Below are 25,682 nucleotides of genomic sequence, written 5' to 3' on the forward strand. Positions count from 1 at the left end.
TAAAAAAGGTCCCGATGAAAATCGGGACCTTTTTTTGTATAACTAATCTTGTTTAATGGGCTCATGGTTTGCGTGGCATGCTTCTGCACATTCTTCGCAAGCGGCGGCACATTGGCGGCAATGTTCGTGGTCGTGTTTGCCACATTCGGCAGCACAAAGTCTGCAAATTTCTTCGCAGAGTAATAAATATTGCTTGGCAATAGCAGAATCTCTTTGCAATAATCTTGCTGCTTGTGTACAAATGTCGGCACAATCTCTGTCTAGTCTGATGCAATCTATCATCATATTTAAGTCTTCTTCTTTTAAGCAGGATGATGCGCAATGTTCGCAGGCTAATGCACAATCTAGTAAAGCTTGTATCAATTTGTGGTTATTTCGGGTTTCCATACGGCATAAGATTTGGTTAAAAAATGTTGTACATAATTAACCGCTCTAAAATTAAAGTGTTTTAATAAAGTGAAATGTATTTAGCGCTTTGTATTTTTTGTTTTTTTGCGAAGGCCAATTTACCTAAGCCCGATGGCAGCGAACATCCCGAATTTCTCGGGATAAAGCGGAGAGCGGGACTTTCGGCAGCCATGATCGCAGCAATTGTTTTTCTAATTTTAAAAATGTTTAAAGAATTCATTTGAAGAGCATATTCATTGCTCATCGGTTACAGCAGTCCCGCCAATATTTCAAGTCCTCAACCTCGTACCTCGGTTTCCGGGCTTTACATTTATGTCGGGTCTAATTTACTTAGGTCAACCTATAAAATTTAAACATTAGCGAACGATGCCTAATGCGCAAAATCTGCTTTCTGCAAACAATTTATTTTATTGAAGTGAAGCGATTTGATGTAATTCCTCGTTTTATAGTAAAAGCATTTATATTAAATCGATACACAGCGTTTAGTTTAGCGGTTTAACGATTGATTAGAAGTGTTACCGATACTTTATTATTTAAAAATCTAAATATTTCATATTTGATTTAGTAAAAAACAGAATATTATGGCTTTAGCTTACATCAACCTCAGCGCTACACAATATTTTAATTTCATGTGCAAAACGGATTTTGAGCGTCGGATATTTCACGATACTTATGAAGAATTTCAGAAAAAATCTAAAATATACAATCCCGATAATAGTTTGCACACTTTTGCACAGATGGAAAATGCAAGCGAAAAGGCGAAGTTATTGCATCAGAAATTACATTATTCAGCGATGAACACTATTGCTTCGCTTAATAATAAAATGCCGATTTTGAATGATGAAGCCGGAAAATCTATTTTATTTGATTTAGCTGATTTGAAAATCTTTGCTTCTGATTTGAAAAATAAGGCCGGGCATGTGGTATCGATTACTTACACCAGTTCAAAATTATTATTACACGAAATTGTTGGCGATATGCTTATCGTAAGCTACGATTTTCGGGACGATTTTAATGAAACCTTTATGGTGAGGATGACAAATGATTTGGTAATTAAGTACGAGAAAAATAAAGTACTTGTTTACGATTAATGCCCGCGTTATAATAAACAGCCTGTAAATATTTAAATCTTAAGATGCAATGTCAAAATCCCAAAATTAATTTTATATACAACTACGGTTTTTAGGCAGAAAAGTAGAAAAGAAAAGGTATTTTGACTGTGCTTTAGTAATAAAATCTGGCTATAAATCGAGCACAGATGAGCTAAATAGTTCTATAAACAGCACTTAACAGCCAATAAGCCAATACTTTTGCAATTAATTCACTTTTAAAAAAATATAAAATTGATTTATAGGTATTTAACCATACCTTTATGGCAAATTAAAATACAATATAATGCAACAAGGAACAGTAAAATTTTTTAATGAAACTAAAGGTTTCGGATTTATTATCCCAGCAAATGGCGATGCCGAAATTTTTGTTCATGCTTCAGGCTTAATCGACAACGTTCGTGAGAACGATTCTGTAACTTACGAAGTTGAAGAAGGTAGAAAAGGCTTAAACGCGGTAAATGTTAAAGTAGCTTAAGAAAACTCGAATACATAAATCGTAAAAAGTCCCGATGCAAATCGGGACTTTTTTTTTGGGTTACATTTTATCAGCTTTGCTGTTTTAAAAACCTTTCTATATCTTTTTCTAGAAAATCAATACTTAAATCATCACTCAATAAAATTTTCCCTCTTTTATCCAATAGCATAAAATATGGCACTTTATAATCTCCAATGTTTTTAGCGTTTGGAGATTTTGCCCCTTTCAAATCAGAAAATTGCGGCCAGGTCAATTTATCATCTCTGATTACATTAACCCACCAATTTCTTTTATTATCTAAAGAAACTCCAATAAATTCTACGCCCTGGTTTTTGTATTTATCATATAGGCTTCTCAGTTGTTTGTTGTTTTCTCTACAGCGATGGTTATATGAGGTCCAAACAAATACAAGGTTTAGCTTCTTAAAAATTTCCTTACTAAAAGTTTTTCCGTCCGGAGTTTCGCCAGCAATACGCTCAAATGTATTCCCAGGCTTCATTTTGTTAATTAATGTAATTTCCTCTAATAACTTTTTTCCTGCTTTACTATTCTGTTGCTCCTGATCCAAATAATTAAATATTTTTCCAAATTGAACGCTGTTCAAATCTGTTACACCTAATTGGTCGAGTAAAAATATTGTGTTTGAAGATTTTGGATGTTTCTTTGCGAAAGCCTCGATAGCCGATAGATTTAAAGTTTTATCCCTTTCCAATAAATCTGCTAGCACATCAACTCTTTCATTAATATTAATCAAGTTAGCTTCATCAACAGACTTCTGTGCAATTCTTAAACTGTCTTTTATTGGTTTGTTTAGGCTGTTTTTTATTGCATAGAAATTAGTAAAATCATTCGTTTCTTTATTGCGAGTTTCTTTAAAAGGATATTTTGATTTATCATTTCCATCAAGTATCAAATCATATTTGCCACTTTCTAAATAGAACCAATAGTTTCTTTCATCCATCATTCCATTTTCAATTTTGAGTTCGGCAAATCCTTCCTTAGGTAAATTAACCTGAAATGTTTGTTCATTCTCTTTTATGTTCTCAACTTTTAGTGTTTCCCAATTTTGAGCTGAAATAATACTTACTGTTGCGTTTTTGGAAAAATTTTTGGCAGTTAAAGTAAACACAGCCGGGCCATTGTTGCAAGAGTAGAAAAGAATTGCTGTTAAAAGCGTGAGTAGGATTTTTTTCATGAAAGAATAATTTTACTAACGCAATATAACGAAAAGCTTAGTTGATATTTGGAATTTTATAAATATTTTTCTAGGCTGCTAAAAGAGGTATTTAAATCGTAAAATTACGAATTGCTTTTAGAATGTTTCTAAATAAATGTTTTATCGTTGTTTTGTCATATTCGTTTATAAATTGAACTCATAATTAAATACTTTTGCACAAGTATTATAAATAAAAATAATCTAATGAGTAGTTTAAGTAAAGCTTTTACATCATCTATAGGTAGAAAGTTTGTAATGGGGCTAACGGGGCTTTTCTTGGTTTCGTTCCTTGTTGTTCACGTATCTATAAATGCGCTAATTTTTGTAAATGACGGTGGAGAAACCTTCAATGTTGTTGCCAATTTTATGAGTCACAACATCGTAATCCGCATTATGGAAGTAGGATTGTTCGCCGGAATTATCTTGCACATTATTCAAGCGATAATTCTTACTGCACAAAATAATGCGGCAAGGCCAGAAAAATATGCTTACAATAAGCCACAAGCCAATAGCAAGTGGTATTCTCGTAGCATGGGTTTATTGGGTACACTAATTTTAATGTTCTTGGTTCTACACCTTTACCATTTTTGGTGGCCAACAAAAGTTGCTGTTTTCTCGCATGAGGAACACAATACTTTTCATGGTATTGTAGCTATTTTCCAAGAGCTTTGGGTAGTTGTAATTTACGTATTAGGCGTAATATCTTTAGGTTATCATTTGTTGCATGGTTTTCAATCGTCTTTTCAAACGATGGGCTGGAACCACAAAAAATGGACACCAGTTGTAAAAACAGTAGGTGTATGGTTTTCGATTATCGTACCTATCATTTTTGCATTAATGCCAATTTCAATCTATTTAGGTTGGATTAGCTAAACCGAAACGTTTAATTAAAAGATTAAGTAAATGTCGAAATTAAATTCAAACATCCCTGCGGGCGAATTAACCCAAAAGTGGACAAAATATAAATCTTCTGTGCCGTTGGTTAATCCATCGAACAAAAGAAGCTTAGAAGTAATTGTAGTGGGTTCTGGTTTAGCGGGTGCGTCTGCAGCGGCTACATTAGCAGAAATGGGCTACAAAGTAAAATGTTTTTGTTTTCAGGATTCACCTCGTAGAGCACACTCAATTGCTGCTCAGGGTGGTATCAATGCTGCAAAAAACTATCAAAATGATGGTGATAGTACTTACCGTTTGTTTTACGATACCATCAAAGGTGGTGATTATAGAGCACGCGAAGCTAACGTACATCGTTTAGCTGAGGTTAGTGCAAACATCATCGACCAATGTGTCGCTCAAGGTGTGCCTTTGGCTCGCGAATACGGTGGTTTGTTAGATAACCGTTCTTTCGGTGGTACACAAGTACAACGTACATTTTACGCAGCTGGACAAACTGGTCAGCAGTTATTGTTAGGGGCTTACTCTGCTTTAGAGCGCCAAGTGGGCATGGGTAAAGTACAAATGTACACCCGTCACGAAATGCTTGATGTTGTTGTGATTGATGGTAAAGCTCGTGGTATTATCGCTCGTAACTTAATTACTGGCGAGTTAGAACGTCACTTCGGTCATGCGGTGGTTTTAGGTACTGGTGGTTACGGAAACGTATTCTACTTATCTACCAATGCAATGGGAAGTAACGTTACAGCAGCTTGGAAAGTACACAAAAAAGGAGCTTTCTTCGCAAATCCTTGCTATACACAAATTCACCCTACTTGTATCCCAGTTTCTGGCGATCACCAATCAAAATTAACTTTGATGTCAGAGTCGTTACGTAACGATGGGCGTATTTGGGTGCCTAAAAAGAAAGATGATACTCGTAAAGCTTCTGATATTCCTGAGGATGAAAGAGATTACTATTTAGAGCGTCGTTACCCTGCTTTTGGTAACTTGGTACCTCGTGACGTAGCATCTCGTGCCGCTAAAGAGCGTTGCGATGCTGGTTACGGCGTAGGTACTTCTAAATTAGCAGTATATCTAGATTTCAAAGCAAATACAGAACGTTATGGTCGTATCGAAGCCTCAAAAGCTGGTAACCATAATCCTGACAAAGAAACTTGCATGCGCTTGGGAACTGCCGTAATTAAAGAAAAGTACGGTAACTTGTTCGACATGTATGCGCAAATCACAGGCGAAAATCCTTATGAAACGCCAATGCGTATTTACCCTGCGGTACACTATACCATGGGTGGTGTTTGGGTTGATTATGATTTAATGACAACTATTCCAGGTTTGTATTGTACTGGTGAAGCTAACTTCTCAGACCACGGTGCTAACCGTTTAGGTGCTTCGGCATTAATGCAAGGTTTGGCTGATGGATATTTTGTATTGCCATATACAATTGGTTCTTACTTATCTAAAGAATTAGCAACTAAACCAATTCCTCTAGACCATCCAGCTTTTGTGGAAGCAGAAAACGAGGTAAAAGCTACTATCGATAAGTTTTTAAGTATAAACGGAACTAAATCTGTAGATCATTTCCACAAAAGATTAGGCCACATTATGTGGGAAAAATGTGGTATGGCTCGTAACAGAGAAGGTTTAACACAGGCTATACAAGAAATTCAAGATTTACGTAGAGAATTTTGGGCTGATGTTAAAGTGCCAGGTTCGGCAGATGAATTTAACCCTGAATTAGAAAAAGCACATCGCGTTGCGGATTTTATTGAATTAGGAGAATTGATGTGTAAAGATGCCCTAAACAGAGAAGAAAGCTGTGGCGGTCACTTTAGAGAGGAACACCAAACTGAAGAAGGCGAAGCAAAACGCGACGACGAAAACTACGCATACGTAGCAGCTTGGGAATACAAGGGTGTAAGTGAATTCGAATTACATAAAGAAGAATTGATTTACGAAAATATTAAGGTAGCACAAAGAAATTATAAATAGTAGCAAGAGATGAGTATCAAGTATCAAGAGTTGAATGAAAATCTTGATGCTCGATACTTGTTACTCGATACTTAAATCTGAACAAGATGAGTACAGGAAATATGAATTTAACGCTACAAGTTTGGCGTCAAAAAAACAGCAAATCAGCAGGGAAACTGGTTGATTATAAGCTTTCTGAAATTTCTCCAGACATGTCTTTCTTAGAGATGTTTGACGTTTTAAACGAACAATTAATTACTAAAGGTGAAGAACCAGTTGTATTTGACCACGATTGTAGAGAGGGAATTTGCGGTATGTGTTCAATGTTCATTAACGGGCAACCACACGGACCAAAAGATTTAGTAACAACTTGTCAGTTACACATGCGTTCTTTTAAAGATGGCGATACTATTGTTGTAGAGCCTTGGAGAGCAAAAGCATTTCCGGTAATTAAAGATTTAGCTGTAGATCGTTCTGCTTTTGATCGTATTATCGCGTCGGGAGGTTTCGTATCGGTTAATACTGGTAATGCACAAGATGCAAACAACTTGCCAATTCCAAAAGCTAAAGCTGATGCTGCTTTTGAGGCTGCTGCTTGTATTGGTTGTGGTGCTTGTGTTGCTACTTGTAAAAATGCTTCAGCAATGCTTTTTGTTTCAGCAAAGATATCTCAATTGGCTTTATTACCACAAGGTCAGCCAGAGCGTTATCGTCGCGTACAGAGCATGGTTGCGCAAATGGACGAAGAAGGTTTTGGTAACTGTACAAATACTGGTGCTTGCGAAGCTGAGTGTCCAAAAGGTATCTCTTTAGAAAATATCGCTCGAATGAATCGTGATTTTGCATCAGCAAAATTCGTTAGCGAAGAAGAAGTTTAAAATACTGTGCCATTCCATTAAATTGGAATTGTTAAGCCTCCACTTCGTGGGGGCTTTTTTTGTCTTCTTTAAAAAAAAAACGTAAATTTTAAAGAATAATTAAACAAAAGCACTTTTTTGAAATTATAAAATGAAAGATAATTCGATGTAAATAATCGAAAGTAATTTATGTTTTTTCGAAACCATTGGTAAATTAAGCAGACAAATAATAATTCGTAAAATGAGTAAAAAATCTATGTTTGCATATTAATAATCTATTTAAATAAAAATTTTATTTTGTAAAATTTGTATATACATTAAAGATTTTATAAATTTATTGTTCCGAGACAGGAGAGAAAACATAAAAGCCCGACAATTTTTTGCCGGGCTTTGTGTTTCAGAATATTTAGAATATCGTAAAACTTTGCTTGCTAAATTAAATATGTGCTAATTTTTATCGAGCTCTGTTCTTGGATCTTGTTTTTTTAATGGCTTGGTTGTAATTAAAACAACACCATTTGATGCAGACAAACCGTAGTTTTTGATAGCACTGTTATCTTTAACAATAGTAACCGATTGAATTGTAGTAGGATCTAAAAACTCTATAGATCCGTTTTCGATTTTTGTTCCGTCTACAATATAAAGTGGCTGATTTATTTTATTTGTAGATTTAAGACCTTTAATATTTATAGTACTATTGCCGGTGTTAAAAGTTGTTGAAGAACTGTCTATTTCTTTTCTGGAACCAATTGCTAAATCAGATATTTTATTTGTGCCATATTTAATGCCTAAGGCATTAAGCTTAGCCAGTTGTTCAATATTGCTTGCAGAATTTTTACCTGCTTTAGTTGTAATCAAAACACACCCACCTTTGGCTTCAATACCAAATATTTTTATTGCATCATCACTTTTTAGTACATGAATTTCACTTATCTCATTTGGGTTGATACTATTGACAAAATCTATATTAAATTGTTTAATTCCATCTACAGTATAAATTATCGGTTGAGCAGAATTAAAGCTCTTTATTTTTATACCTATATTCTCAACACTTGAAGAATCGCTTTTTACCTGACTAAATGCACTTGTGTATGCAATTGTTGCGGTAAGTGTGATTAAAAAGAATATTTTTTTCATCTTAGTTGATTTAGCTATTCATTAATCGATTAGTTTGAAGAGATTTTATTATCAGCTGATTTGAATGAATTATTCTTATCAACTTTTGATGTAATTAATATAACGCCGTTCACACCTTTTGTTCCGTAGAGCATTGTGGCGGCTTCATCTCTTAATACGGATATCGATTCTATGCTTTCGGTTCTTATAAATTTCAGCGCATCTTTACCTTGTGTAACGCCATCTAATACAACTAAAGGACTATTGGCGCTGCTATTTAAATTTTGTATGCCTTTAAAAGATACTCTTGTACTTTCTGGTGATGCTGATTTTAATTTTGGTGAACTATCTAGCGTGAAATTTATGAACAAATTATACTTAACCCTTACTGGTTTCCCATTTTGAATACCTGGAATCCAATTTGGAGATTGATTTAATACCCTTGCTGCTTCGTCATTTGTACTTTCACTTAATCCTTTTACAATTTTTATATCCGTAAGCTTTCCATTTTTCTCTACTGTAAAGGATAAATGTACTTTGCCTTGCACATTGTTAGCTTGAGCATCTTCAGGATATTTAATGCTTTTACTTAAGTAATCATAGAAATTTTTCATACCTCCATGATATTCAGGTTGCTTTTCTATTGATACAAAATCATAAACCTTTTCTGTTTTTTCAACTTCCTCTTCTTTCTTTTCGCCCACATAGCCTATAATTTGAAGCGAGGATATTTCTTTGTAACCATCGATGTTTTGAGATTGTTCTTCGGAGTTTAATTGAGATTGACCTAAATTGAAGGATACTTTAAAAGCATAATTTCCATCTTTAACATTCTTAAAGTTTTTGTAGGCCAAAATGTTTTTCATCACTTCTTCATCACAACCTTCACCTAAATCTTGCTTCGAGCCTAAGTCGGTTATTTTGCCATTTTTAACCGTAAACATAATGTGAGTAGTACCTTCCAAAGCTTTTTGTTGTGCATTTTGGGGATACTTAATGTTCTTGCTTAAAAAGGAATAGAAATCTTCCCAATTATTTGTAATGGGAGCATGTTTGGCAACAGTTTTAGTTTTTTCAGGGGTAACTATTTTCAGGGGCTTAATCACCAATTCTTCAACTAAATCTATTGGCTTATCTAATGGGATTTGTTCTGCAAAAGAAAGTAGGTTTTCGTTTTTACGAATTGTAGCTGAAGAGAATACAATAGATATTGCAAATAGCGGAATAAAAATTCCATACTTAACGACAGCAGTTTTCTTCGAACGCTCTTTATGAAGCATGTAAATACGTTTCTTAACAAGCGATTTTTCGAAAAAATTACTGGTTAAAGTACTTTGATTTATACCAAAAGATTTACTCAAAATAAGCATTGCATACTCCGTCTTATCTCCTTGATAATTCGCTGCGTGCTCATCAGCTAAAAATTCGTGTATGTTTTTAATGCTTTTTTTGTAAAAATAAATTACCGGATTTAACCAGGTAAGTATCCCTACAACTTCGAAAAATAAAACATCTAAACTATGCCATTGTTTTATATGAGCCTCTTCGTGGCTATCAATAACATCGCGGTTTGGTAAAGAAATATCTATAATTTTCTTACCGAAGAACGAAAACGCCGAACCTTGTTTAACGTTCTTTAAAAGCCTTTTAACAAATAGCAGGTTAATTATTAATCTAAACAGAAAGAATAAAATGCCTGCACAATAAATGCTAACCACTAAGTTTGCCCAGTTAAATCCCTCTTGCGCATCAGCAACAATTGTTGCTTTTTCCAAAACTGCATCCCACTTAACGGTAGTGTAAACTTGTTGAGCGGCTTTTTGTACTGTTAACCATTCTAAACGTATAAATGGTATAAGTAAAGATAAAAAGCCTGCAGCAACCAAATAAATTCGGTTTAAGGTGAAGTAGGTTTCCTTGTCTAATAATAATTTATAAAATCCGTAAAATACGATTAGGTACAAGTTTACCTGCAAAAGGTAATGGGCGAAACTCATTTTGGTTTGTGTTTAATCTTATTAATCATTTTAAGAATTTCATCCACATCACTTAAATCTAACTTCTCCTCTTTTACAAAGAACGAAAACATACTTTCTACAGAGTTTTCAAAATAATTACCAAGTAATTTCTCTGTTGCGTGGCGTTTATATTCTTCTTTGCTAATTAAGGGGTGGTATTGGTGTGCTTTGCCAAAGGCTTCATGCCCTATAAAACCTTTAGTTTCTAAAATTCTGATTATTGTTGAAACTGTATTGTAAGCAGGTTTTGGAATGGGTAACTCATCGATTACCTCTTTAACAAATGCTTTTTCCAACTGCCATAAAACTTGCATTATTTGCTCTTCGGCCTTGGTTAAATCTTTAATATCCATTTTATTTTTTGATTATAGGAATGAGTAAAAATTTTACTCGTTATATTAAAGATAGAACTAATTGATTAGTTGCGCAAATTTTTACCCTTAATAATTCCTATATTTTTATCAAATCGTTTTTGATACCATAAACTACAAGTCCGGTTCGGGTTTTGATATTTAGCTTGGCAAAGAGGGATTCTCTATAGTTATCTACAGTTCTTGGGCTAATGTTCATTAGATCTGCTATTTCCTTGTAAGTGAGCTCTGTACTGCAATACTGTAAAAATGTTAGCTCTTTTTCTGTAATTATTGGTTTCGGATCTTCCTTTTTAAGTGAGAATAATAACCTACCAGATACCATTTCGTTAATGAAAAATCCTTTTTCAATTATTGCTTTTATCGCAATTACCAAATCAGATGGGGTAGAGCCTTTTAAAATATAACCCCCGGCTCCGGCTTTTAGCATTTCAATAATTGCTTTTTCTTCTTCATGCATGCTTAAGGCTAAGACTTTTACATCAGGATATTCTTCCTTTATAAACCTGGTTGCTGCATATCCATCCATTACAGGCATGTTAATATCCATTAGCACCAACTGTACATCTTTGTGCTGTTTTATCTGCGTTTGCATATCTACACCGTTTGTAGCCTGAAATACAACGTTTATTTCATCAAATTCAGATAAAAGATTTGCCAAACCTTGACGGAAAAGTGTGTGGTCATCGACTATCGCTATGTAGAATGTAGTTGTGGTCATAATATTATGGATATGGAATTTCTATAAAAATTGATGTGCCTTTTTCTGAAGCTGAAATTACATCTATTTTACCATTTATCATTTCAACCCGTTTTTGTATTGAATTTAAACCTAAACCGCCTTTGCGTTTTCTGGCTTCTTGGTAATCAAATCCAACGCCATTTTCTTTTATAGTTAATAAAAGTAAATCATTTTTTAAGCCGGTATCTATCTGAATTGTACTTGCTTGCGCATGTTTGATAATGTTATTTATTATCTCTTGCAGTAATCTCAAGATGATTAAATCCTTATCTGGAGAAGTTGTGCTTACATGAAGTAAATCGTTTGTAACTTGAAGTGTGTAGCCCTCAACTTTGCGTAGCCAACTTATTTCTTGCTCAATTGCGTTCCCAATTCCAGATTCAACAATTTGTTCTCCATGTAAAATTTTAGCTAATTCCCGTATTTCTTTTATTGATTTGCTTACCAGCGATAATGAATTGGATATCTTTTCACTGGCTTTTTGATTATCAGTAATTTGAATGGAATTAAGCGTTAAAGTTGTTAAGCTTAATAGTTGCCCAATATTGTCATGTAGTTCGGTTGCAATGGTTTGCATCGTTTGGTCCTGAACTTCTATATGGGTTTTTAATATTTCTGCCTCAAATTTTTGACGCATATTTTCTTTCTCCACAAAGTGTTTTTTTTTGTGGCGATTATAAGATCTGATGTACATCAATAAGAATATTGGCATCAAAAGAAAAACTAATGATGCAAATAAAATTATGGACATATTGTCCGTTGACGTGCTCTGCATATAAATGAATAAGACCAAAAGCCATATAATAATATGTTTAAGGTGGTATAAATGATGTGTCGAGTATTGTATTTGCCTAAAAACTTTTGCTGAATTACATCATTAAAAAAGTTGGCTAAAGTGCCTCCAAAATAAAAAATTATTGCCCCGCCAACCCACCAAAATGCCGGGTGAAATTTGAGGTCAATATATTTCTCGTCTTTTAGCAGCAAATAAAAATACAGTAGACCATAAATTACAAAAACTACAGACATAATGCTAACAGTTATCGAATTGTAATCTCTTACAATATCATGTGTTAAGGTAAATCCAATATATATTGCCATAATAAATATATATATAGGTACAATAAGTTTTTTTATGTCTCTGAACTCTTTTAGAAAATAGTAAAATGCATAAGTTATATAAGTAAGCTCAATTATTGTATAAATATTATATACAACAATATTACTATGGTATAATCTTCCGATGTACTTTGCAAATAGTTCTGTTGATAAAACAATAACCATATAACCTAAGGTGATAATTTTCCAAAATGGACTTTTGTCTCTAATTAAAAATATTAGAGCCAATGCTGCGCAAATAGATATGATAATCGAACCAATGGAAAATAAACTTAACATTTTATTATATTAATTATGGTTTCATAAGTTCGCTGCCATCATCACACACCGATGGGCATAAATCTAATCTATTTTCAGGGTCCGTTGGATTTGGACCTCCATCATCACAAATTGGTTCTTGCTCTACACTTTTATCTATGAAATAATCGGTTCTAGGCTTACCATCAATAACTTTTGTAACTACAATAAGTATGGTATTCATGTCACAATAGGTATCTGGAACCTTATCGCCATATTGTAATTTGTTAATAGAATCGATAATTTCCTTTGTATATCTCGCAAAGTAGATGCGAGCGCCATCGCCTTCAAATTCGGCTACTTTTTCTGCTAATTTTTTAATCTGCACAGCTGGAAGCCACGCTGCTTCGGTAAATGTTCCTTCATCTGCTTTTTGACTTTCTCTAAATGCAGCTGTCATTTTTTTTGCAATAGAAACTGGGATGGTGTTGTTCAAGCCATCTTTTTCAAGTTGGATTTTGGTCATAATTTGTTTGGATGTTAATTTATAAAATTCGGTATTTCTACGTAATATGCTTACCGTAAATTTAGCCTATGCCATACCGTAAAAACACCCTCTAAAAAAGGGTGTTTAATGCTACAATTGTTTATAGAGTAGCACTTAATTTTGGGTATAGCAAAAGAAAAAATCACTTAGCGATTGAGTAAATATAAATCAAAACTTGAATATTAATAAAATCGCTTAAAGATATTAACTGCTCTAAATAACGTTGGCACTTGTAATATAAAACTTGGTCAATCTCTCAAATTTTTAGTTATAGTTAGGATTTATGAAAAACAATCCCGAAAAAAAGGCCCCCGAAAATGGTGGGCCTTTTTTTGTAGTTTATAATTTTATTAATTTCTTGATGGTGCGGTTGTACCTGTTGATGTTGTAGCAGGAGTAGCAGGTAATGCTTTTCTTGGGATTTGTGCATCGCGTTGTGAGGTATTGTAAACAAAAGATGCAATAATAGTTGCCGATTGTTTCAAGTCATCTTCTACAAGTCTGTCGTAGGTATCCATATTACTGTGGTGCGTACGTGTGTTGTAATCTGCTGGGTCTTGAATAAATTGAAACCCTGGAATGCCAACTGCATCAAAAGCTTGGTGATCTGTTCCGCCAGTGTTGCTTACCGTTACTGTTGTAGCACCTAAATCATTAAATGGTGCTAACCAGTTTTTAAAGATTGGCCCGGCTGCTTCATTACCTTGCAAATAAATACCACGGATTTTTCCTGTACCATTATCTAAATTGTAATAGGCTGAGATTTTTTTCTGGTCTGGTGTTAAAACCATCGTTTTTGGGTCACCGAAATGCTTTGCAACATAACCTCTTGAGCCAAATAAGCCTTGTTCTTCTGAACTCCATAAAGCAATGCGGATGGTGCGTTTTGGTTTAAAATCGATGGCTTTTAAAATACGTACAGCTTCCATCATTACGGCAGAACCAGCAGCGTTATCTGTTGCACCTGTTGCTGCATGCCATGAGTCGAAGTGGCCACCAATCATGACCAATTCTTCTTTCAATTTTTTATCTGTACCTGGGATTTCTGCTATGACATTATAACCTTGTGGGTCTTGAGTATAAAAAGAAGTTTTGATGTCTGCTTCGATTTCTACTGGTTTTCCGGCACGTAAAAGGCGTAAAATGTGTAAATAATCTTCAGCTGCAACTTCTAATTCTGGAGATACTGGTTTAGCATCTAAAGCATATGATGCGCCGTTACTGGTGAAAAAGGTTCCTTGTCCGCCGCGAGCATAAGTTAAAATTAAACCAACTTTTTCATCAACAAGCATGCTGCTGATGGCTGCTCTGACTTCTCTCATTTTCATCATTTGAGCCATCATGTTATTTGTTGCACCAGGGCGTTGACCTCTGTTTCCTGCCGGAGTTGGTTTCGCATCTGCCATTTTTGCCAATGTACTATCTGCATAGCGTACAAAATCAGGGCGAGTGCCGCTTTGAAGTGGGTTTCCAGAATCCATCATCACGATTTTACCTGCTAACTTGCCTTTATACTTAGCTAAATCGGATACGCTATCTGCTTTTATTAATACAACTTCTGATTTTATTGGTCCGTTTGTTCCTGGAGTCCACGCTTTTGGCGATGCGATTATTGCATGGTAGAATGGTAATGTTGTAGCTGCATAATATTTATCGATTTGCCAACCCTTACCGAACGTTCCCCACGATTCTAGCTTTGCGTTTTTCAAACCCCAGTCTGTAAGTTGTTTAATTGCCCATTCTTGTGCTTTTTTTAAGCCAGGCGAGTTTGATAAACGTGGTCCGCTTACATCTGTTAGGTTAAAGGCAATATCCATTACCTTTGAATTATCTAGTCCTTCTTTTCGTATTTTTTGCACCATTGCCGGGTCGGGTGTATCTTGTGCAAAAAGAGATAGGCATAAGCTTAAAGCCAATGCCGTAGCAGTAAATCTTTTAATCATTTTAATAAAGTTAGGTTGGTTATTAGCCTTAAAAATACGCTTAAGATAACTTATTAGGCTTATTTACAATGAGATTTTTACATCGTAACTAAGTTGCATTTAGCAGTTTTCTTTTATTCGGATGCTTGCAAAACCGAGTTTAGTTAAAAGGCTTAAGTAAAATAAACCTTATTGAAACGAAAAGCCCGCAATCCCCGTTTTAAGCAGGGATATTATTTTATTATAGATTGCTTAAATTATTGCACTGGTTTTTTAGGGTGCGTACTTGTAGTGCAAAGAAGGACTAACTTTAATTGAAATGTTGGTATTGCTTTTCAAAACAATTATTTTATACTTTTTTTAGATACAACGAAATAGCCAATAACAAAAAATATTGCTGCGAAAATTACGCTGGTGTAGATTTCCCGAGTAAAAACTTCGAACGCTAATGGGTCGCCGCCTTTTTTAACCTTCGTTATTTGCAGTGCAAGTGCCGGTAAACTGTAAGGAATTAAGTAAGCATAAGTCCAGTTTAGGCTTGCAGTTACGATGCCCATAATTGTACCAACAAAACCTACGCCCATTGGCTTTAAAAAATCTGACCAGATAAGGCTTAATATAAATTGTAGTGATAGTATGCCTAATGATGAAAGGAAGAGTTTTGCGTAAGAGTTGAAAAGAAATGTTGTTGGATTGTACTGATTGAAAGTGTATTTTGGGATAAGTGCTTGTAATATATAGCCGAAGCCTTGCGTTAAACCTGCAAAAAGTAAAAGGCAGATAAAGATGAGCAACACTGCGAACAAATATTTAGCTGCATAAATAGAAAATTTGTTTAAGGGTTGCGCAAAAAGTGTTTTCCAGGTATCGTTTTTATGTTCGATGTTGTTTACTGAAAACGCCATGAAAATTACATAAAATGGCATGATTAGAAACCCCATTACGTTAAGTGTTGCGCTACTATACCTTGCCCAAAGCATTACACCGTTTAACTTGAAAGCTAAAACTTTATCGGCATTGGAGTAAAAACCAAATGATACCAAAGTGCAGATGATTACCGGAAGCAATATTGCTGCCCAAAATGCCAGTGTTTTTCTTGATTTGTAAAATTCGGAGATTAATGAAATGTATAGAGAACGCATATTAGTTAGCTTTGGTAATGTCTATAAATAAATTTTCTAAATCTTTTCTTTGTTTGTAAAGTGAAGAAACCATAAATCCGTTTTGCACCAAAAGCATATTTATTTGTGCGCTTTCTTCGTTATTTTTGAAAGGAATAATGAGTTTTTTATGGTCGGTTTCTGAAACTTCATAACCTGATTTAATTAAAAGGGCAGATGCTTTTGTTGTATCGTTAACTTCTACTTCTAACATTGGTTTGCTAAGCTGATGAAGTTCATCAATTGTGCCCTGAAATAATAATTGCCCTTTGTTTATTATGCCAACATGTGTTGCGGTACGTTCAATTTCTGCAAGTAAATGGCTAGAAACTAATATGGTTTTATGATGTTTTGTGGCCAGTTCAATCATTAAGTTTCTAACTTCGATAATACCATTCGGGTCTAAGCCGTTTGTTGGTTCATCAAGTAATAAAAGTTCAGGATCAGAAACTAAAGCCAAAGCAATTCCAAGTCTTTGTTTCATGCCCAATGAGTATTTCGATGCTTTTTTATTAGCCGCGTCAGTTAAGCCAACCAGCGCCAGCATTTCTGCAGACTTACTTTTGTTAATGCCAAGTAAAATGCAACGATTAGCCAGGTTTTCTTTACCTGTTAAATGCCCATAAATTGCAGGTTGTTCTACTAATGCGCCAACGCGTTTGAGTGTTGCAATTCTATTTCGGTTAATTTCTTTACCAAAAATAAAAACCTGATCGGCTGGAGACTGAAGCAGGTTTAAGAGTATTTTTATTGTAGTGGTTTTACCAGCACCGTTTGGTCCGAGGAAGCCATAAATGCTACCTTTTGGTACTTGTAAAGATAAATCTTTAACAATGTTTTGGTTGCCAAATTTAAAATTTAGGCCAACAGTTTCTATTGCGAAAGCGCTCATCTCTATTTGAAAATAGCGGTAGCTTGTTTTACAATTGAACCCGAAGTTTTAGCCGGTTTAACAACTATTTCTTCTGCACTGTTTTGATTTGTATTTATGGTAAGTGTAAATACCATCATCATAAAAACTGGTAATAATAAAAGTAAAAATGGCGATGTGTTGGCTAACTTTTTCATAATAGTTTTATTTATAGTTGTGTTAATGAAATCATTATCGGTAATTAATGTATTATTTACTTTGTTTGCAGATGATGATTTCATAATTGTTTCGTTTTGATAGTTCAAAGAAACAGAAGAAAAACAGGGTGCTAAAATCTATTATACCAAGCGTTAAAGATTATAGATGAACAGGTGATTTTGGCGTTTGTCGATAAATTTTGCCTGATGGGCCGTTGGTAGAAAAAAAATGCCAGTTGGTAGATTGTGTAGTTAATTACAAGTTTCTTTATTTATTTTGGTTGCACAATAAATAGTGAGTCAGTATGGCTCGCGTTTTTGCAATAATTTATGAAAGAAAGTAAAGGTCCTGTTATATTGCATTCCATTTTTTGGGCAATTTTAGTAATTGGTGCTATCGTAATTATGTTATCCAATAACAGCAATGTAACCTTAAAAAGAGAACTTATATCATTTGGTTTGTTTGGGTTACTGAATGTTTCGATGTTCTATATTAACTATATTTTTTTAATACCAGAGCTGATAAAAAAACGGAAAAAATATTGGATTTACTTACTGATATTTTTTTTAAGTATAGGTATTGTTGCTTTTATCAAAACACTTATTGCAGTTTTGAATCCAGCTGATATGATGGTTGTCAGAGGTCAGAAAAATGATTTTAATCTGAATGAATATTTTGTTCTTAAATGTTTTGTAGGCGGCTTCTTCCTCATTTCAAGCTGTATTATAAAATTTGTAATCGATTGGTTTGCTACTGAACGTATTCAACGCAATCTTGAAAGCGAACGTAGGGAGATGGAACTTCAGTTTTTGAAATCGCAGTTAAATCCGCATTTTCTTTTTAATTCATTAAATAATATCTATTCTTTGGCTTATCAAAAATCAGATAAAACGGCTGATGCAATAATGAAATTATCGGAAATTATGCGCTACATGATTTACGAAAGCAATACCCCAACTGTAGCTTTGAGTAAGGAAGTTGATTATCTTAAAAATTATATCGAATTACAAAAGATTAGGTTTAAAGATGGTGCCTTTATCGAAATGACTTTAAATGGCGAAATTGATGATCAGAAAATTGTTCCATTGATGTTGATTTCTTTTGTAGAAAACGCCTTTAAACATGGTGTAGTTACTGATGTGAATGAACCAGTAAAAATTGATATTATCGCCAACCAAAAGATTTTGCATTTTAGTGTAATTAACAAGAAAAACAACCAAAATAAAGATGCGCAAGGTGGCGTGGGTTTGCCAAATGTTGAGCGTAGATTACAACTTATTTATCCAGATAGATATAAATTAAATGTTGTAAATTCGCCTACACACTACACTTGTGAACTAATGATTGATATATAAAAATGGAGTAATTTATTTATCGAACCGTTACCAAAAAAACTACTGCCTAAAATGAACTTAAACTGTATTATTGTTGATGATGAACCACTAGCACTCGATATTTTAGAGGATTATATTTCAAAGGTTCCATTTTTAACGCTTGCTAAAAGATGTGAAAATCCAATCGAAGCTTTACAAATTGTGCAGGCAGGAGGCATTGATTTAGTTTTTCTGGATATCCAGATGCCAGAACTTACGGGCATACAGTTTTTAAAAATAGCAGGGAATAAGTGCCACTTTATTTTAACCACAGCTTATCCACAATACGCATTGGAAAGTTACGATTTAAACGTTTCTGACTATCTACTGAAACCAATCGCATTTGATCGTTTTTATAAAGCGGTAGAAAAAGTTCATAACCAAGTTAAGCCTGCAGAAGTTGCACCACCACAAATTCAGCCTTTAATAACACCTGCTCCATTTTCTGGTTCTCCAAACCCAGTGCAAGATTTTATTTTTGTTAAAACTGAACATAAAATTCAAAAAATATACCTTCACGATATTTTATTCATTGAAGGCTTAAAAGATTATATTTCAATTTTCACAAAAGAGGAGCGCATTATTACGCTTCAAAGCATGAAGAAAATGGAGGAGGCTTTACCTGATAGTCAGTTTATTCGGGTGCATAAATCGTACATCGTAGCCATAGATAAAATTGAAAGCATCGAGCGAAGCAGAATTACCATCAATAAAAAAATCATTCCGGTAGGAGATACTTATAGAGATGAATTTTTTAAAGTAATTGGGAATAAAAATATTTAAAGGATGTAAGATGTTGGAGGGAATATGGATGATGATTGTGTAGAATAATTGTTTGTTTTAACGAATAACGAATAACCAATTTGCTGATTAACCAAAAAACTAAGCAACAATTTCCTGTTTTAATACTTTTCTGATTTCGGTTTCTATTTCTAAAGTAATTTCGTTTGCAGTTTTTTCTCCAGGTTCAATGGGTCTTAAAACTGTCCATTTTAATGCGTTTCCAATAGTTAGTGGGAACATACCAAAGCGAACAATTTTCCAAGAATTTTCTATTGAAACAGGTACGACCAAAGCATTCGGCACAACTTTTAATAACGTTGCAACACCACCAAATTGAAAGGTTTTTAAGTGCCCATCTTTAGATCGGGTTCCTTCAGGAAAAATTACTGTACTCCAATTATTGTCCTTCATTCTGCGACCTAATTTGATAATTTCTGAAATCGCTTGTTTGTTGTCTTTCCTGTCGATGTTTGCCCCACCGCCCAAACGTAAATTTATAGAAATTGATGGAATGCCTTTGGTAAGTTCAATTTTTGAAATAAACTTAGCATGGTATTTTCTTAAAAACCAGATTAACGATGGAATGTCGTACATGCTCTGGTGGTTTGCGGCGAAAATTATTGGCCTATCGGTTGGCAGATTATGAATGTTTTTAAAGCTTATAGAATTGAAAAGAAAGATTTGGCAATAAGTTAAAAAGAAGTTTAAAACATCAACCGATAATTTATGTGCTTTATAACCCCCAATTTTAAAGCAAAGCCATTGAATTGGATGGAAGATACAAAGGCTTAAGCCAAAAAAAAGATAAAAAATTGGTGTGAGTAGATAGCCAAAAAGTTTGCTCATCGGGTATTAAAATTTTAGCAAAGATAAAATTAGATTTTATACAAATCAAGATTATAACTCTCCAGTTAAAATCATCAGCTTAGCCTTTAAAATTGCTGCCACACTCATCGAATCGGTTATTTCTCCATTTAAAACCATTTGATAAGCTTCTTCAAATGGCAGTTTGTTCACTACCAATTGTTCAGTTTCGTCGGGCATTGCAATGCCTTGAATTAAACCTGTTGCAATATAAATAATACTAAGCTCGTTACTAACCGAATTTGAGAGATGCATCCTTTGGATTTCCTTCCAGTTTTTAGCACTCATTCCGGTTTCTTCCAATAATTCACGTCTTGCACTTTCTAGCGGTTCTTCACCAAGCGGACCACCTCCTTCTGGAATTTCCCAGCTGTAAGCTTTTAATGGATAGCGATATTGCCCAACCAGCCAGGTGTTATGGTTTTCATCCAACGGTAAAATGCCAATGGCTAAATTTTTGAAACGAACTTCGCCATAGATTCCTTTTCCACCAGTTGGGTTAATAACCTGGTGTTCGGTTACGCTAATCCAATTATTATCGTACTTTAACTCGCTCTGTAATGTTTGCCAGGGATTGATTTCTTCCATAGCGCAAGATATAAAATGTGCAGCTTTAATTACATAAAAAAGGCGTTCCGAATATCGAAACGCCTTTAGTTCAGTTTTATTTAGAAAGAGCCTTCATCAGGTCTGTTATCCTGCTGATCGTCTTTTTTAGTTTTCTTAGTGTTGTTAAATAGAGTTTTTCCGAAACGATAAGAGAAGGTTAAATTTCCCATTGTGCCTTGCATACGGCGTTGGAATTCGATAAACGTAAAGTTATCATCTGTTGTCATACTCCATCTTCTGGTGTTAAATACATCTCTGATATTTAAGCTTAAAGATGCTTTCTTGTTAGGGAAATCGTATTTCGCACCACCATCAATTCCGTACATCGCATTACGTTTACCTTGCGCCATTACTTCTGCTGCACGGTAGTCTCCACGAAGTTGGAACGATAAATTTTTAATTGCAGAAATATTTGCAGTTAAATTGGCATTCCAGCTAAAGCCGCTTCTATCCTCAATGCCGTATCTAATATCACCTTGAATTTCTTGTTGATAAAGGTTTACATTACTCGTAAAATTTAATGCTTTAATTAAATCGAAACGACCAATTAATTCTAAACCGCTATTTTGCTGGCGGGTTAAGTTTTGTGGTGTCGTAGTGATAATTCCACTTGCATCAGGCACACTTCTTACCCTTTGAATTACATCATTGGTTTGGCGGAAATATAAACTCCCCGTAAAGGTTACTTTTTTCCAGTATTTGTTATAACCTAACTCAAATGAGTGAACATCTTCTGGTAATAAATTAGGGTTACCAGCTCTATAGTTCAATGGGTCAGAAACATCTAAGAACGGGTTAGTATCCCACGGACGAGGACGATTAACACGACGTGTATAGCTAACCTGAACTTGCTGCTCATTCTTTAACTTTTGCGATACAAATACGCTTGGATATAACCTTTTGTAATGGATGTTACCTTCGCTATTGGTTAGTAGATTTCCATTGTAACCTTCTAAATAAGTATCTAAACGAGCATCCTCAGCCCTTAAGCCTAATTGGTAACCAAAATCTTTAATTTGATTTTGATAGTTTAAGTATAAAGCGTGAACTTGGTCTTTACTGTTAAAGTTATTTATCAGTTTATTATTTCTAACATAAATGTTTGTATTGGTTAAAATAGAATCTGCATTCTGACTATTATCGCCTAAACGAATTTGACTACGGTAACCAGCCTCAATTTTTCCGGCTTTACCAACAGGTAAGGTATAGTCGGTTTGGATATTGTAATTCGTGTTATCACCAGTATTAAAAATTCTCTGTAAACTGGGGTTAATATTCACCGCTGAACCATTTATGTTGGTAAATGTTGTGCTAAAATCTTGATCATTGTTGTTCGTACCAGAAGAGTAACCAAAGTTAAATGTTAGCTCTTCTTTCGGTTTTTTAAACTTTTGCGAGTAATCTAAATTTACATCATAACTATTCCCGCTTCCAACATTATTATTAAGCCTGTTGCTTAATAAAATAGGGTTTGAAGTTCTTCCTAATTGTCTAATTTCAACGTATTCATTTCTATCATTTTCTCTGGCGTTAAAACCTCCTGATAAACTAATTACACTTTTTGGTGCTAGATAGTAATCTAATCCGGCTTTAACGTTATGTCCCTTATCTAAAGAGTTCGATGTTGTATTTTGATTAGCAAATGCAGTAGAACCAGTGCTCTGTTTGTAAATTATATCCTGAAAGCCACCACCTAAACGATTGCCATAGCGATAACTGTAATTGCCATAAAGATTAACTTTGCTATTTTGAAAACTAAGATTGGTGTTTCCATTATAGTTATCGCGGTTACCGGCACTTACAGCAACCGAGCCATTAAAACCAAGTTTGGTGTTTTTCTTTAAAACAATGTTGATGATACCAGCCTGGCCTTCAGCATCGTATTTGGAAGAAGGATTGGTAATCAATTCAACACTTTCTATAGAACTTGCAGGGATAGAAGCTAAAATTTGCGCCACGTTACCACCAGCAATTAAAGATGGTTTTCCATCTATTAAAACACGTACACCAGATGATCCACGCAAGCTCACATTGCCATCAATATCTGTTTGTACCGATGGTACGTTAGCCAATAAATCTGTCGCAGAACCACCTTCACTAACTAAACTTTGATCAACAGAAAATACTTTTTTATCGATACCCATTTGCATGGCTGCTTTTTGTGCAGTCACTGTAACATCCTTTAAAACCGTTCCGGCTGCGGCATTCATTTTAATATCGCCAAAATTTAAGGTTCCCGTAGCATCTGTAATGGCTATGTTATCTCTAACCATACTTTGATAACCCACAAAACTTACTCTAAATGTGTAGGTTCCATTCGGCAAATCTGGCATTGTGAATTTACCATCAATATCTGTTTGTGCTAATTTTGCGTTGGTATTGGTTGCTTTATTAACCAAAACAGCTGTAGCAAATGCTATCGGCTCTTGTGTTTTAGCATCTTTTAATACACCGATGATTTTGGCTTTACCGCCAGTTTGTGCAAATAAGCTAAAGGAAATGCAGAGTAAAAAAAGGGTGATTTTTATCGCTTTGAAATGTAAAAGTCTCATTAAATTTTAAAAGTTTTTATTAGTTTTCTAAAAGAGTGACAAAGAAACGGCAAGGAAGTTTAATATGAGTGCAGTAACTATTTTATTACAGCCATTTTCGGGTAATATTTTTGTGGTTTATCATCAGCACATTATTTATTGCTAATACTTATTGGTTTTTACTTAGAATCTCATCAATCAAATAAGTAAAACGTTACTTTTGCTATATCATGAGTAAAAAAATATTAATTGTTGATGATTTGCATCCGGCATTTAAAGAACAAGCTGTAAAATTGGGTTATCAAGTTGATGATGAGCCATTAATTTCACGAGCAGAAACTTTAGCAAAAATTAAAGATTATGATGGAATTGCTGTGCGTACGAAGTTTAGAATCGATACTGAAATTTTCGCGGCAGCAACTCATTTGAAATTTGTTGCCCGTGCCGGTGCAGGTTTAGATAATATTGATGATAAAATTGCTTTCGAACGAAATATTAAACTAATAAACGCACCAGAAGGTAATTGCGATGCAGTTGGCGAACATGCTATTGGCTTGCTTTTATCTCTAATGAATAATTTTAGACGAGCCGATGTTGAAATTAGAAATGGTATTTGGGATAGGGAAGGCAATCGTGGCTACGAATTAAAGGGCAAAAAAGTAGGTATTATTGGCTACGGATTTATGGGGCAAAGTTTTGCCAAAAAGCTGGCTGGTTTTGAGGTTGATGTAATGGCTTATGATAAGTATAAAACGGGTTTTTCTGATGCCTTTGCCCGCGAAGTAAGTATGGAAGAAATTGTAAAACATGCTGATGTTTTGAGTTTGCACATTCCTTTAACTGCCGAAACGAAACTAATGGTGGATGATGAATATTTTTTCCATTTCAAAAAACCTATGTTTTTTATAAATACAGCTCGTGGTGAGATTGCAAAGGTTTCAGCAATATTGAATGCAATTAATAGTGGGAAAATTTTAGGTGCTGGTTTAGATGTTTTGGAAACTGAGAAGTTCCCATCTCTTGGCGAACAAAATTGGTACAACGATTTAAAGAACAATGAAAAGGTTATTTTAACACCACATGTTGGCGGCTGGACTTTCGATTCTTACCGTAAAATATCTGAAGTGTTGGCAGAAAAATTAACCGAAATCGATGCTACTTTTTAGCCGAACGCATGGCCTTTACTTTTTTGACATCAGGGTTGGTTAAAAATTGGTGATACTTTTCCGTTTCAACTCCGTAAAGGGCAATTTTACCATCCATATCTGAGTGTAAACCAAAGCCATATTTTTTTGTTAGGGGAGATGCTCTTAAGCAAGCCTGACCTTTCGAAAAAAACTTTGTTCTTTCTGCATTTTGCTCTGTTTTTGCAATATCATTCCTTTCGGCGTACACGCAAAATAAAACATCATCAGAAGTGAATTTATACGGGTTTTTAGAAATCAGTTCAAATTGCATTTCTGCTACAGTTTTACCCTTACCTTTTGATTTGGGTATAATGGCAGCCTCGGCTTTACTATCACCAGCAATTTCTATAAAAGTGTTGTAATAATTGGTTGTGTGTATTTTATCGCCCATAAATTAGGTGCTTTATGATTTCCTAAGCTATTAAATTACGGTTTTTGATACGCTTTAAAAAACATTTTTGCTATCCATTTATTTATTCTCTGTATTAATCAATCTTAATTGCTTAAATTGGTTTTACAAATTCTAACTTAATTATATCATGCCGAATGAACATTTATACTCTACAACTGTAACGTGGACTGGCAACAAAGGCTCAGGTACAATGGATTATCGTTCGTACGATCGCGATTATCTTATTTCAGTAAATGGCAAAGCCGATATTTCTGGTTCTTCAGACTCCGCTTTTCTAGGTGATAAATCAAAACATAATCCTGAAGATTTATTGTTGGCCTCAATTTCGAGTTGCCATATGCTTTGGTATTTACATTTATGCTCGAAAAATGAAATCGTAGTTATCGATTATAAAGATAAAGCGGTTGGTACAATGGAAGAATCGGCAGATGGTGGTGGGAAATTCAAAGAAGTAACGCTTAACCCAACTGTACTAATTGCTGATAAAGCACATTTAGAACTGGCAGAAACCTTGCATAAAGAAGCAAATAAGATGTGTTTCATTGCAAATTCCCTAAATTTTCCGGTTAAGCACATTGCCGAAACCAAAGCAGAAAACAGTTAAATTTTATCAAAAATGTTTTAGCAGATGTCTGTTAAAACTGTCAAAACTTTAAAATCGTAATGAATTATTTGCTTTTGTAATTTAAGCA

Annotated in this window: 26 protein-coding genes; 9 read left to right on the forward strand and 17 right to left on the reverse strand. The window is 34.5% G+C overall.

Features of this window, described 5'->3' with window-relative positions:
- Positions 1–42: 42 nt before the first annotated feature.
- Complete coding sequence (locus tag QWY86_RS12305) at positions 43–387, reverse strand: four-helix bundle copper-binding protein (RefSeq protein WP_290242555.1); 345 nt, start codon at positions 385–387, stop codon at positions 43–45.
- 602 nt (positions 388–989) lie between these two features.
- Between QWY86_RS12305 and QWY86_RS12310 the strand changes: the two genes are divergently transcribed.
- Together QWY86_RS12310 and QWY86_RS12315 are read left to right on the forward strand one after the other, a co-directional pair.
- Positions 990–1,499 carry a hypothetical protein gene (locus QWY86_RS12310; RefSeq protein ID WP_290242556.1) on the forward strand — a complete coding sequence of 170 codons (510 nt, stop codon included), beginning with the start codon at positions 990–992 and terminating at the stop codon, positions 1,497–1,499.
- Positions 1,500–1,803: 304 nt separating this feature from the next.
- Positions 1,804–1,995: a cold-shock protein gene (locus tag QWY86_RS12315; protein WP_231458916.1), complete on the forward strand. Its 192-nt coding sequence runs from the start codon at positions 1,804–1,806 to the stop codon at positions 1,993–1,995.
- A 70-nt stretch (positions 1,996–2,065) separates the two neighbouring features.
- Here the strand turns inward: QWY86_RS12315 and QWY86_RS12320 are convergent, their stop codons facing one another.
- Positions 2,066–3,190 (reverse strand): TlpA family protein disulfide reductase, encoded by a 1,125-nt coding sequence (locus tag QWY86_RS12320; protein ID WP_290242560.1) that lies wholly within the window; start codon positions 3,188–3,190, stop codon positions 2,066–2,068.
- A 225-nt stretch (positions 3,191–3,415) separates the two neighbouring features.
- Here QWY86_RS12320 and QWY86_RS12325 point away from each other — a divergent pair, with 225 nt between their 5' ends.
- The 3 genes from QWY86_RS12325 (at position 3,416) to QWY86_RS12335 (ending at position 6,951) form a co-directional block, all read left to right on the forward strand.
- Positions 3,416–4,084: a succinate dehydrogenase cytochrome b subunit gene (locus QWY86_RS12325; RefSeq protein ID WP_290242562.1), complete on the forward strand. Its 669-nt coding sequence runs from the start codon at positions 3,416–3,418 to the stop codon at positions 4,082–4,084.
- A gap of 30 nt (positions 4,085–4,114) precedes the next feature.
- On the forward strand, positions 4,115–6,094 hold the full coding sequence (locus QWY86_RS12330; protein ID WP_290242564.1) for a fumarate reductase/succinate dehydrogenase flavoprotein subunit: 1,980 nt from the start codon (positions 4,115–4,117) through the stop codon (positions 6,092–6,094).
- Positions 6,095–6,180: 86 nt separating this feature from the next.
- The gene (locus QWY86_RS12335; protein ID WP_290242566.1) at positions 6,181–6,951 is read left to right on the forward strand and encodes a succinate dehydrogenase/fumarate reductase iron-sulfur subunit; all 771 of its coding nucleotides are present in this window, start codon (positions 6,181–6,183) and stop codon (positions 6,949–6,951) included.
- A gap of 426 nt (positions 6,952–7,377) precedes the next feature.
- On the opposite strand, the gene QWY86_RS12340 is transcribed toward QWY86_RS12335, so the two are convergent.
- From QWY86_RS12340 to QWY86_RS12390, 11 genes are all read right to left on the reverse strand, one after another.
- A complete protein-coding gene (locus QWY86_RS12340; RefSeq protein WP_290242568.1) occupies positions 7,378–8,067 on the reverse strand; it encodes a TonB-dependent receptor plug domain-containing protein in 690 nt (229 codons plus the stop codon).
- A gap of 29 nt (positions 8,068–8,096) precedes the next feature.
- Positions 8,097–10,043 (reverse strand): M56 family metallopeptidase protein, encoded by a 1,947-nt coding sequence (locus QWY86_RS12345; protein ID WP_290242570.1) that lies wholly within the window; start codon positions 10,041–10,043, stop codon positions 8,097–8,099.
- On the reverse strand, positions 10,040–10,417 hold the full coding sequence (locus tag QWY86_RS12350) for a BlaI/MecI/CopY family transcriptional regulator (protein WP_231458923.1): 378 nt from the start codon (positions 10,415–10,417) through the stop codon (positions 10,040–10,042). The genes QWY86_RS12345 and QWY86_RS12350 overlap by 4 nt, the downstream gene beginning before the upstream one ends.
- Positions 10,418–10,514: 97 nt before the next feature.
- Complete coding sequence (locus QWY86_RS12355) at positions 10,515–11,156, reverse strand: response regulator (protein ID WP_290242573.1); 642 nt, start codon at positions 11,154–11,156, stop codon at positions 10,515–10,517.
- Positions 11,157–11,160: 4 nt separating this feature from the next.
- On the reverse strand, positions 11,161–11,871 hold the full coding sequence (locus tag QWY86_RS12360) for a sensor histidine kinase (protein ID WP_290242575.1): 711 nt from the start codon (positions 11,869–11,871) through the stop codon (positions 11,161–11,163).
- A gap of 47 nt (positions 11,872–11,918) precedes the next feature.
- Positions 11,919–12,575: a hypothetical protein gene (locus QWY86_RS12365; RefSeq protein ID WP_290242577.1), complete on the reverse strand. Its 657-nt coding sequence runs from the start codon at positions 12,573–12,575 to the stop codon at positions 11,919–11,921.
- A gap of 13 nt (positions 12,576–12,588) precedes the next feature.
- Positions 12,589–13,059, reverse strand: a complete 471-nt coding sequence (locus QWY86_RS12370; RefSeq protein ID WP_290242579.1) for a hypothetical protein — start codon at positions 13,057–13,059, stop codon at positions 12,589–12,591.
- A gap of 371 nt (positions 13,060–13,430) precedes the next feature.
- On the reverse strand, positions 13,431–15,023 hold the full coding sequence (locus tag QWY86_RS12375; protein WP_290242580.1) for a M28 family metallopeptidase: 1,593 nt from the start codon (positions 15,021–15,023) through the stop codon (positions 13,431–13,433).
- 323 nt (positions 15,024–15,346) lie between these two features.
- Positions 15,347–16,144, reverse strand: a complete 798-nt coding sequence (locus tag QWY86_RS12380; RefSeq protein WP_290242582.1) for an ABC transporter permease — start codon at positions 16,142–16,144, stop codon at positions 15,347–15,349.
- A gap of 1 nt (position 16,145) precedes the next feature.
- Positions 16,146–17,054: an ABC transporter ATP-binding protein gene (locus tag QWY86_RS12385; protein ID WP_290242584.1), complete on the reverse strand. Its 909-nt coding sequence runs from the start codon at positions 17,052–17,054 to the stop codon at positions 16,146–16,148.
- Positions 17,055–17,056: 2 nt separating this feature from the next.
- Entirely contained in the window at positions 17,057–17,314 is a 258-nt protein-coding gene (locus QWY86_RS12390; RefSeq protein ID WP_290242586.1) for a hypothetical protein, read from the reverse strand.
- 246 nt (positions 17,315–17,560) lie between these two features.
- Here QWY86_RS12390 and QWY86_RS12395 point away from each other — a divergent pair, with 246 nt between their 5' ends.
- On the forward strand, positions 17,561–18,586 hold the full coding sequence (locus QWY86_RS12395; protein WP_290242588.1) for a sensor histidine kinase: 1,026 nt from the start codon (positions 17,561–17,563) through the stop codon (positions 18,584–18,586).
- A gap of 51 nt (positions 18,587–18,637) precedes the next feature.
- A complete protein-coding gene (locus QWY86_RS12400; RefSeq protein WP_290242590.1) occupies positions 18,638–19,387 on the forward strand; it encodes a LytR/AlgR family response regulator transcription factor in 750 nt (249 codons plus the stop codon).
- Positions 19,388–19,486: 99 nt separating this feature from the next.
- On the opposite strand, the gene QWY86_RS12405 is transcribed toward QWY86_RS12400, so the two are convergent.
- From QWY86_RS12405 to QWY86_RS12415, 3 genes are all read right to left on the reverse strand, one after another.
- On the reverse strand, positions 19,487–20,233 hold the full coding sequence (locus QWY86_RS12405; protein ID WP_290242591.1) for a lysophospholipid acyltransferase family protein: 747 nt from the start codon (positions 20,231–20,233) through the stop codon (positions 19,487–19,489).
- A gap of 51 nt (positions 20,234–20,284) precedes the next feature.
- On the reverse strand, positions 20,285–20,839 hold the full coding sequence (locus QWY86_RS12410; protein ID WP_290242593.1) for an NUDIX domain-containing protein: 555 nt from the start codon (positions 20,837–20,839) through the stop codon (positions 20,285–20,287).
- A gap of 80 nt (positions 20,840–20,919) precedes the next feature.
- Positions 20,920–23,412: a TonB-dependent receptor domain-containing protein gene (locus QWY86_RS12415; protein WP_290242595.1), complete on the reverse strand. Its 2,493-nt coding sequence runs from the start codon at positions 23,410–23,412 to the stop codon at positions 20,920–20,922.
- 209 nt (positions 23,413–23,621) lie between these two features.
- On the opposite strand from QWY86_RS12415, the gene QWY86_RS12420 reads away from it, so the two are divergent.
- Positions 23,622–24,557 (forward strand): NAD(P)-dependent oxidoreductase, encoded by a 936-nt coding sequence (locus QWY86_RS12420; RefSeq protein WP_290242596.1) that lies wholly within the window; start codon positions 23,622–23,624, stop codon positions 24,555–24,557.
- Here the strand turns inward: QWY86_RS12420 and QWY86_RS12425 are convergent.
- A complete protein-coding gene (locus QWY86_RS12425) occupies positions 24,547–24,969 on the reverse strand; it encodes a DUF6157 family protein (RefSeq protein ID WP_290242597.1) in 423 nt (140 codons plus the stop codon). The genes QWY86_RS12420 and QWY86_RS12425 overlap by 11 nt on opposite strands.
- A gap of 148 nt (positions 24,970–25,117) precedes the next feature.
- On the opposite strand from QWY86_RS12425, the gene QWY86_RS12430 reads away from it, so the two are divergent.
- Positions 25,118–25,594, forward strand: coding sequence for an OsmC family protein (locus tag QWY86_RS12430; protein WP_290242600.1), 477 nt, complete (start codon positions 25,118–25,120; stop codon positions 25,592–25,594).
- Positions 25,595–25,682 lie beyond the last annotated feature (88 nt).

This window comes from Pedobacter aquatilis (genome assembly GCF_030409415.1).
Taxonomy (GTDB): Bacteria; Bacteroidota; Bacteroidia; order Sphingobacteriales; family Sphingobacteriaceae; genus Pedobacter; species Pedobacter aquatilis.

Bases quoted from the DNA above. Each gene is read 5' to 3' on its own strand.
- QWY86_RS12305 (WP_290242555.1), bottom strand. From the start codon at position 387: ATGGAAACCCGAAATAACCACAAATTGATACAAGCTTTACTAGATTGT.
- QWY86_RS12310 (WP_290242556.1), top strand. From the start codon at position 990: ATGGCTTTAGCTTACATCAACCTCAGCGCTACACAATATTTTAATTTC.
- QWY86_RS12315 (WP_231458916.1), top strand. From the start codon at position 1,804: ATGCAACAAGGAACAGTAAAATTTTTTAATGAAACTAAAGGTTTCGGA.
- QWY86_RS12320 (WP_290242560.1), bottom strand. From the start codon at position 3,190: ATGAAAAAAATCCTACTCACGCTTTTAACAGCAATTCTTTTCTACTCT.
- QWY86_RS12325 (WP_290242562.1), top strand. From the start codon at position 3,416: ATGAGTAGTTTAAGTAAAGCTTTTACATCATCTATAGGTAGAAAGTTT.
- QWY86_RS12330 (WP_290242564.1), top strand. From the start codon at position 4,115: ATGTCGAAATTAAATTCAAACATCCCTGCGGGCGAATTAACCCAAAAG.
- QWY86_RS12335 (WP_290242566.1), top strand. From the start codon at position 6,181: ATGAGTACAGGAAATATGAATTTAACGCTACAAGTTTGGCGTCAAAAA.
- QWY86_RS12340 (WP_290242568.1), bottom strand. From the start codon at position 8,067: ATGAAAAAAATATTCTTTTTAATCACACTTACCGCAACAATTGCATAC.
- QWY86_RS12345 (WP_290242570.1), bottom strand. From the start codon at position 10,043: ATGAGTTTCGCCCATTACCTTTTGCAGGTAAACTTGTACCTAATCGTA.
- QWY86_RS12350 (WP_231458923.1), bottom strand. From the start codon at position 10,417: ATGGATATTAAAGATTTAACCAAGGCCGAAGAGCAAATAATGCAAGTT.
- QWY86_RS12355 (WP_290242573.1), bottom strand. From the start codon at position 11,156: ATGACCACAACTACATTCTACATAGCGATAGTCGATGACCACACACTT.
- QWY86_RS12360 (WP_290242575.1), bottom strand. From the start codon at position 11,871: ATGTACATCAGATCTTATAATCGCCACAAAAAAAAACACTTTGTGGAG.
- QWY86_RS12365 (WP_290242577.1), bottom strand. From the start codon at position 12,575: ATGTTAAGTTTATTTTCCATTGGTTCGATTATCATATCTATTTGCGCA.
- QWY86_RS12370 (WP_290242579.1), bottom strand. From the start codon at position 13,059: ATGACCAAAATCCAACTTGAAAAAGATGGCTTGAACAACACCATCCCA.
- QWY86_RS12375 (WP_290242580.1), bottom strand. From the start codon at position 15,023: ATGATTAAAAGATTTACTGCTACGGCATTGGCTTTAAGCTTATGCCTA.
- QWY86_RS12380 (WP_290242582.1), bottom strand. From the start codon at position 16,144: ATGCGTTCTCTATACATTTCATTAATCTCCGAATTTTACAAATCAAGA.
- QWY86_RS12385 (WP_290242584.1), bottom strand. From the start codon at position 17,054: ATGAGCGCTTTCGCAATAGAAACTGTTGGCCTAAATTTTAAATTTGGC.
- QWY86_RS12390 (WP_290242586.1), bottom strand. From the start codon at position 17,314: ATGAAATCATCATCTGCAAACAAAGTAAATAATACATTAATTACCGAT.
- QWY86_RS12395 (WP_290242588.1), top strand. From the start codon at position 17,561: ATGAAAGAAAGTAAAGGTCCTGTTATATTGCATTCCATTTTTTGGGCA.
- QWY86_RS12400 (WP_290242590.1), top strand. From the start codon at position 18,638: ATGAACTTAAACTGTATTATTGTTGATGATGAACCACTAGCACTCGAT.
- QWY86_RS12405 (WP_290242591.1), bottom strand. From the start codon at position 20,233: ATGAGCAAACTTTTTGGCTATCTACTCACACCAATTTTTTATCTTTTT.
- QWY86_RS12410 (WP_290242593.1), bottom strand. From the start codon at position 20,839: ATGGAAGAAATCAATCCCTGGCAAACATTACAGAGCGAGTTAAAGTAC.
- QWY86_RS12415 (WP_290242595.1), bottom strand. From the start codon at position 23,412: ATGAGACTTTTACATTTCAAAGCGATAAAAATCACCCTTTTTTTACTC.
- QWY86_RS12420 (WP_290242596.1), top strand. From the start codon at position 23,622: ATGAGTAAAAAAATATTAATTGTTGATGATTTGCATCCGGCATTTAAA.
- QWY86_RS12425 (WP_290242597.1), bottom strand. From the start codon at position 24,969: ATGGGCGATAAAATACACACAACCAATTATTACAACACTTTTATAGAA.
- QWY86_RS12430 (WP_290242600.1), top strand. From the start codon at position 25,118: ATGCCGAATGAACATTTATACTCTACAACTGTAACGTGGACTGGCAAC.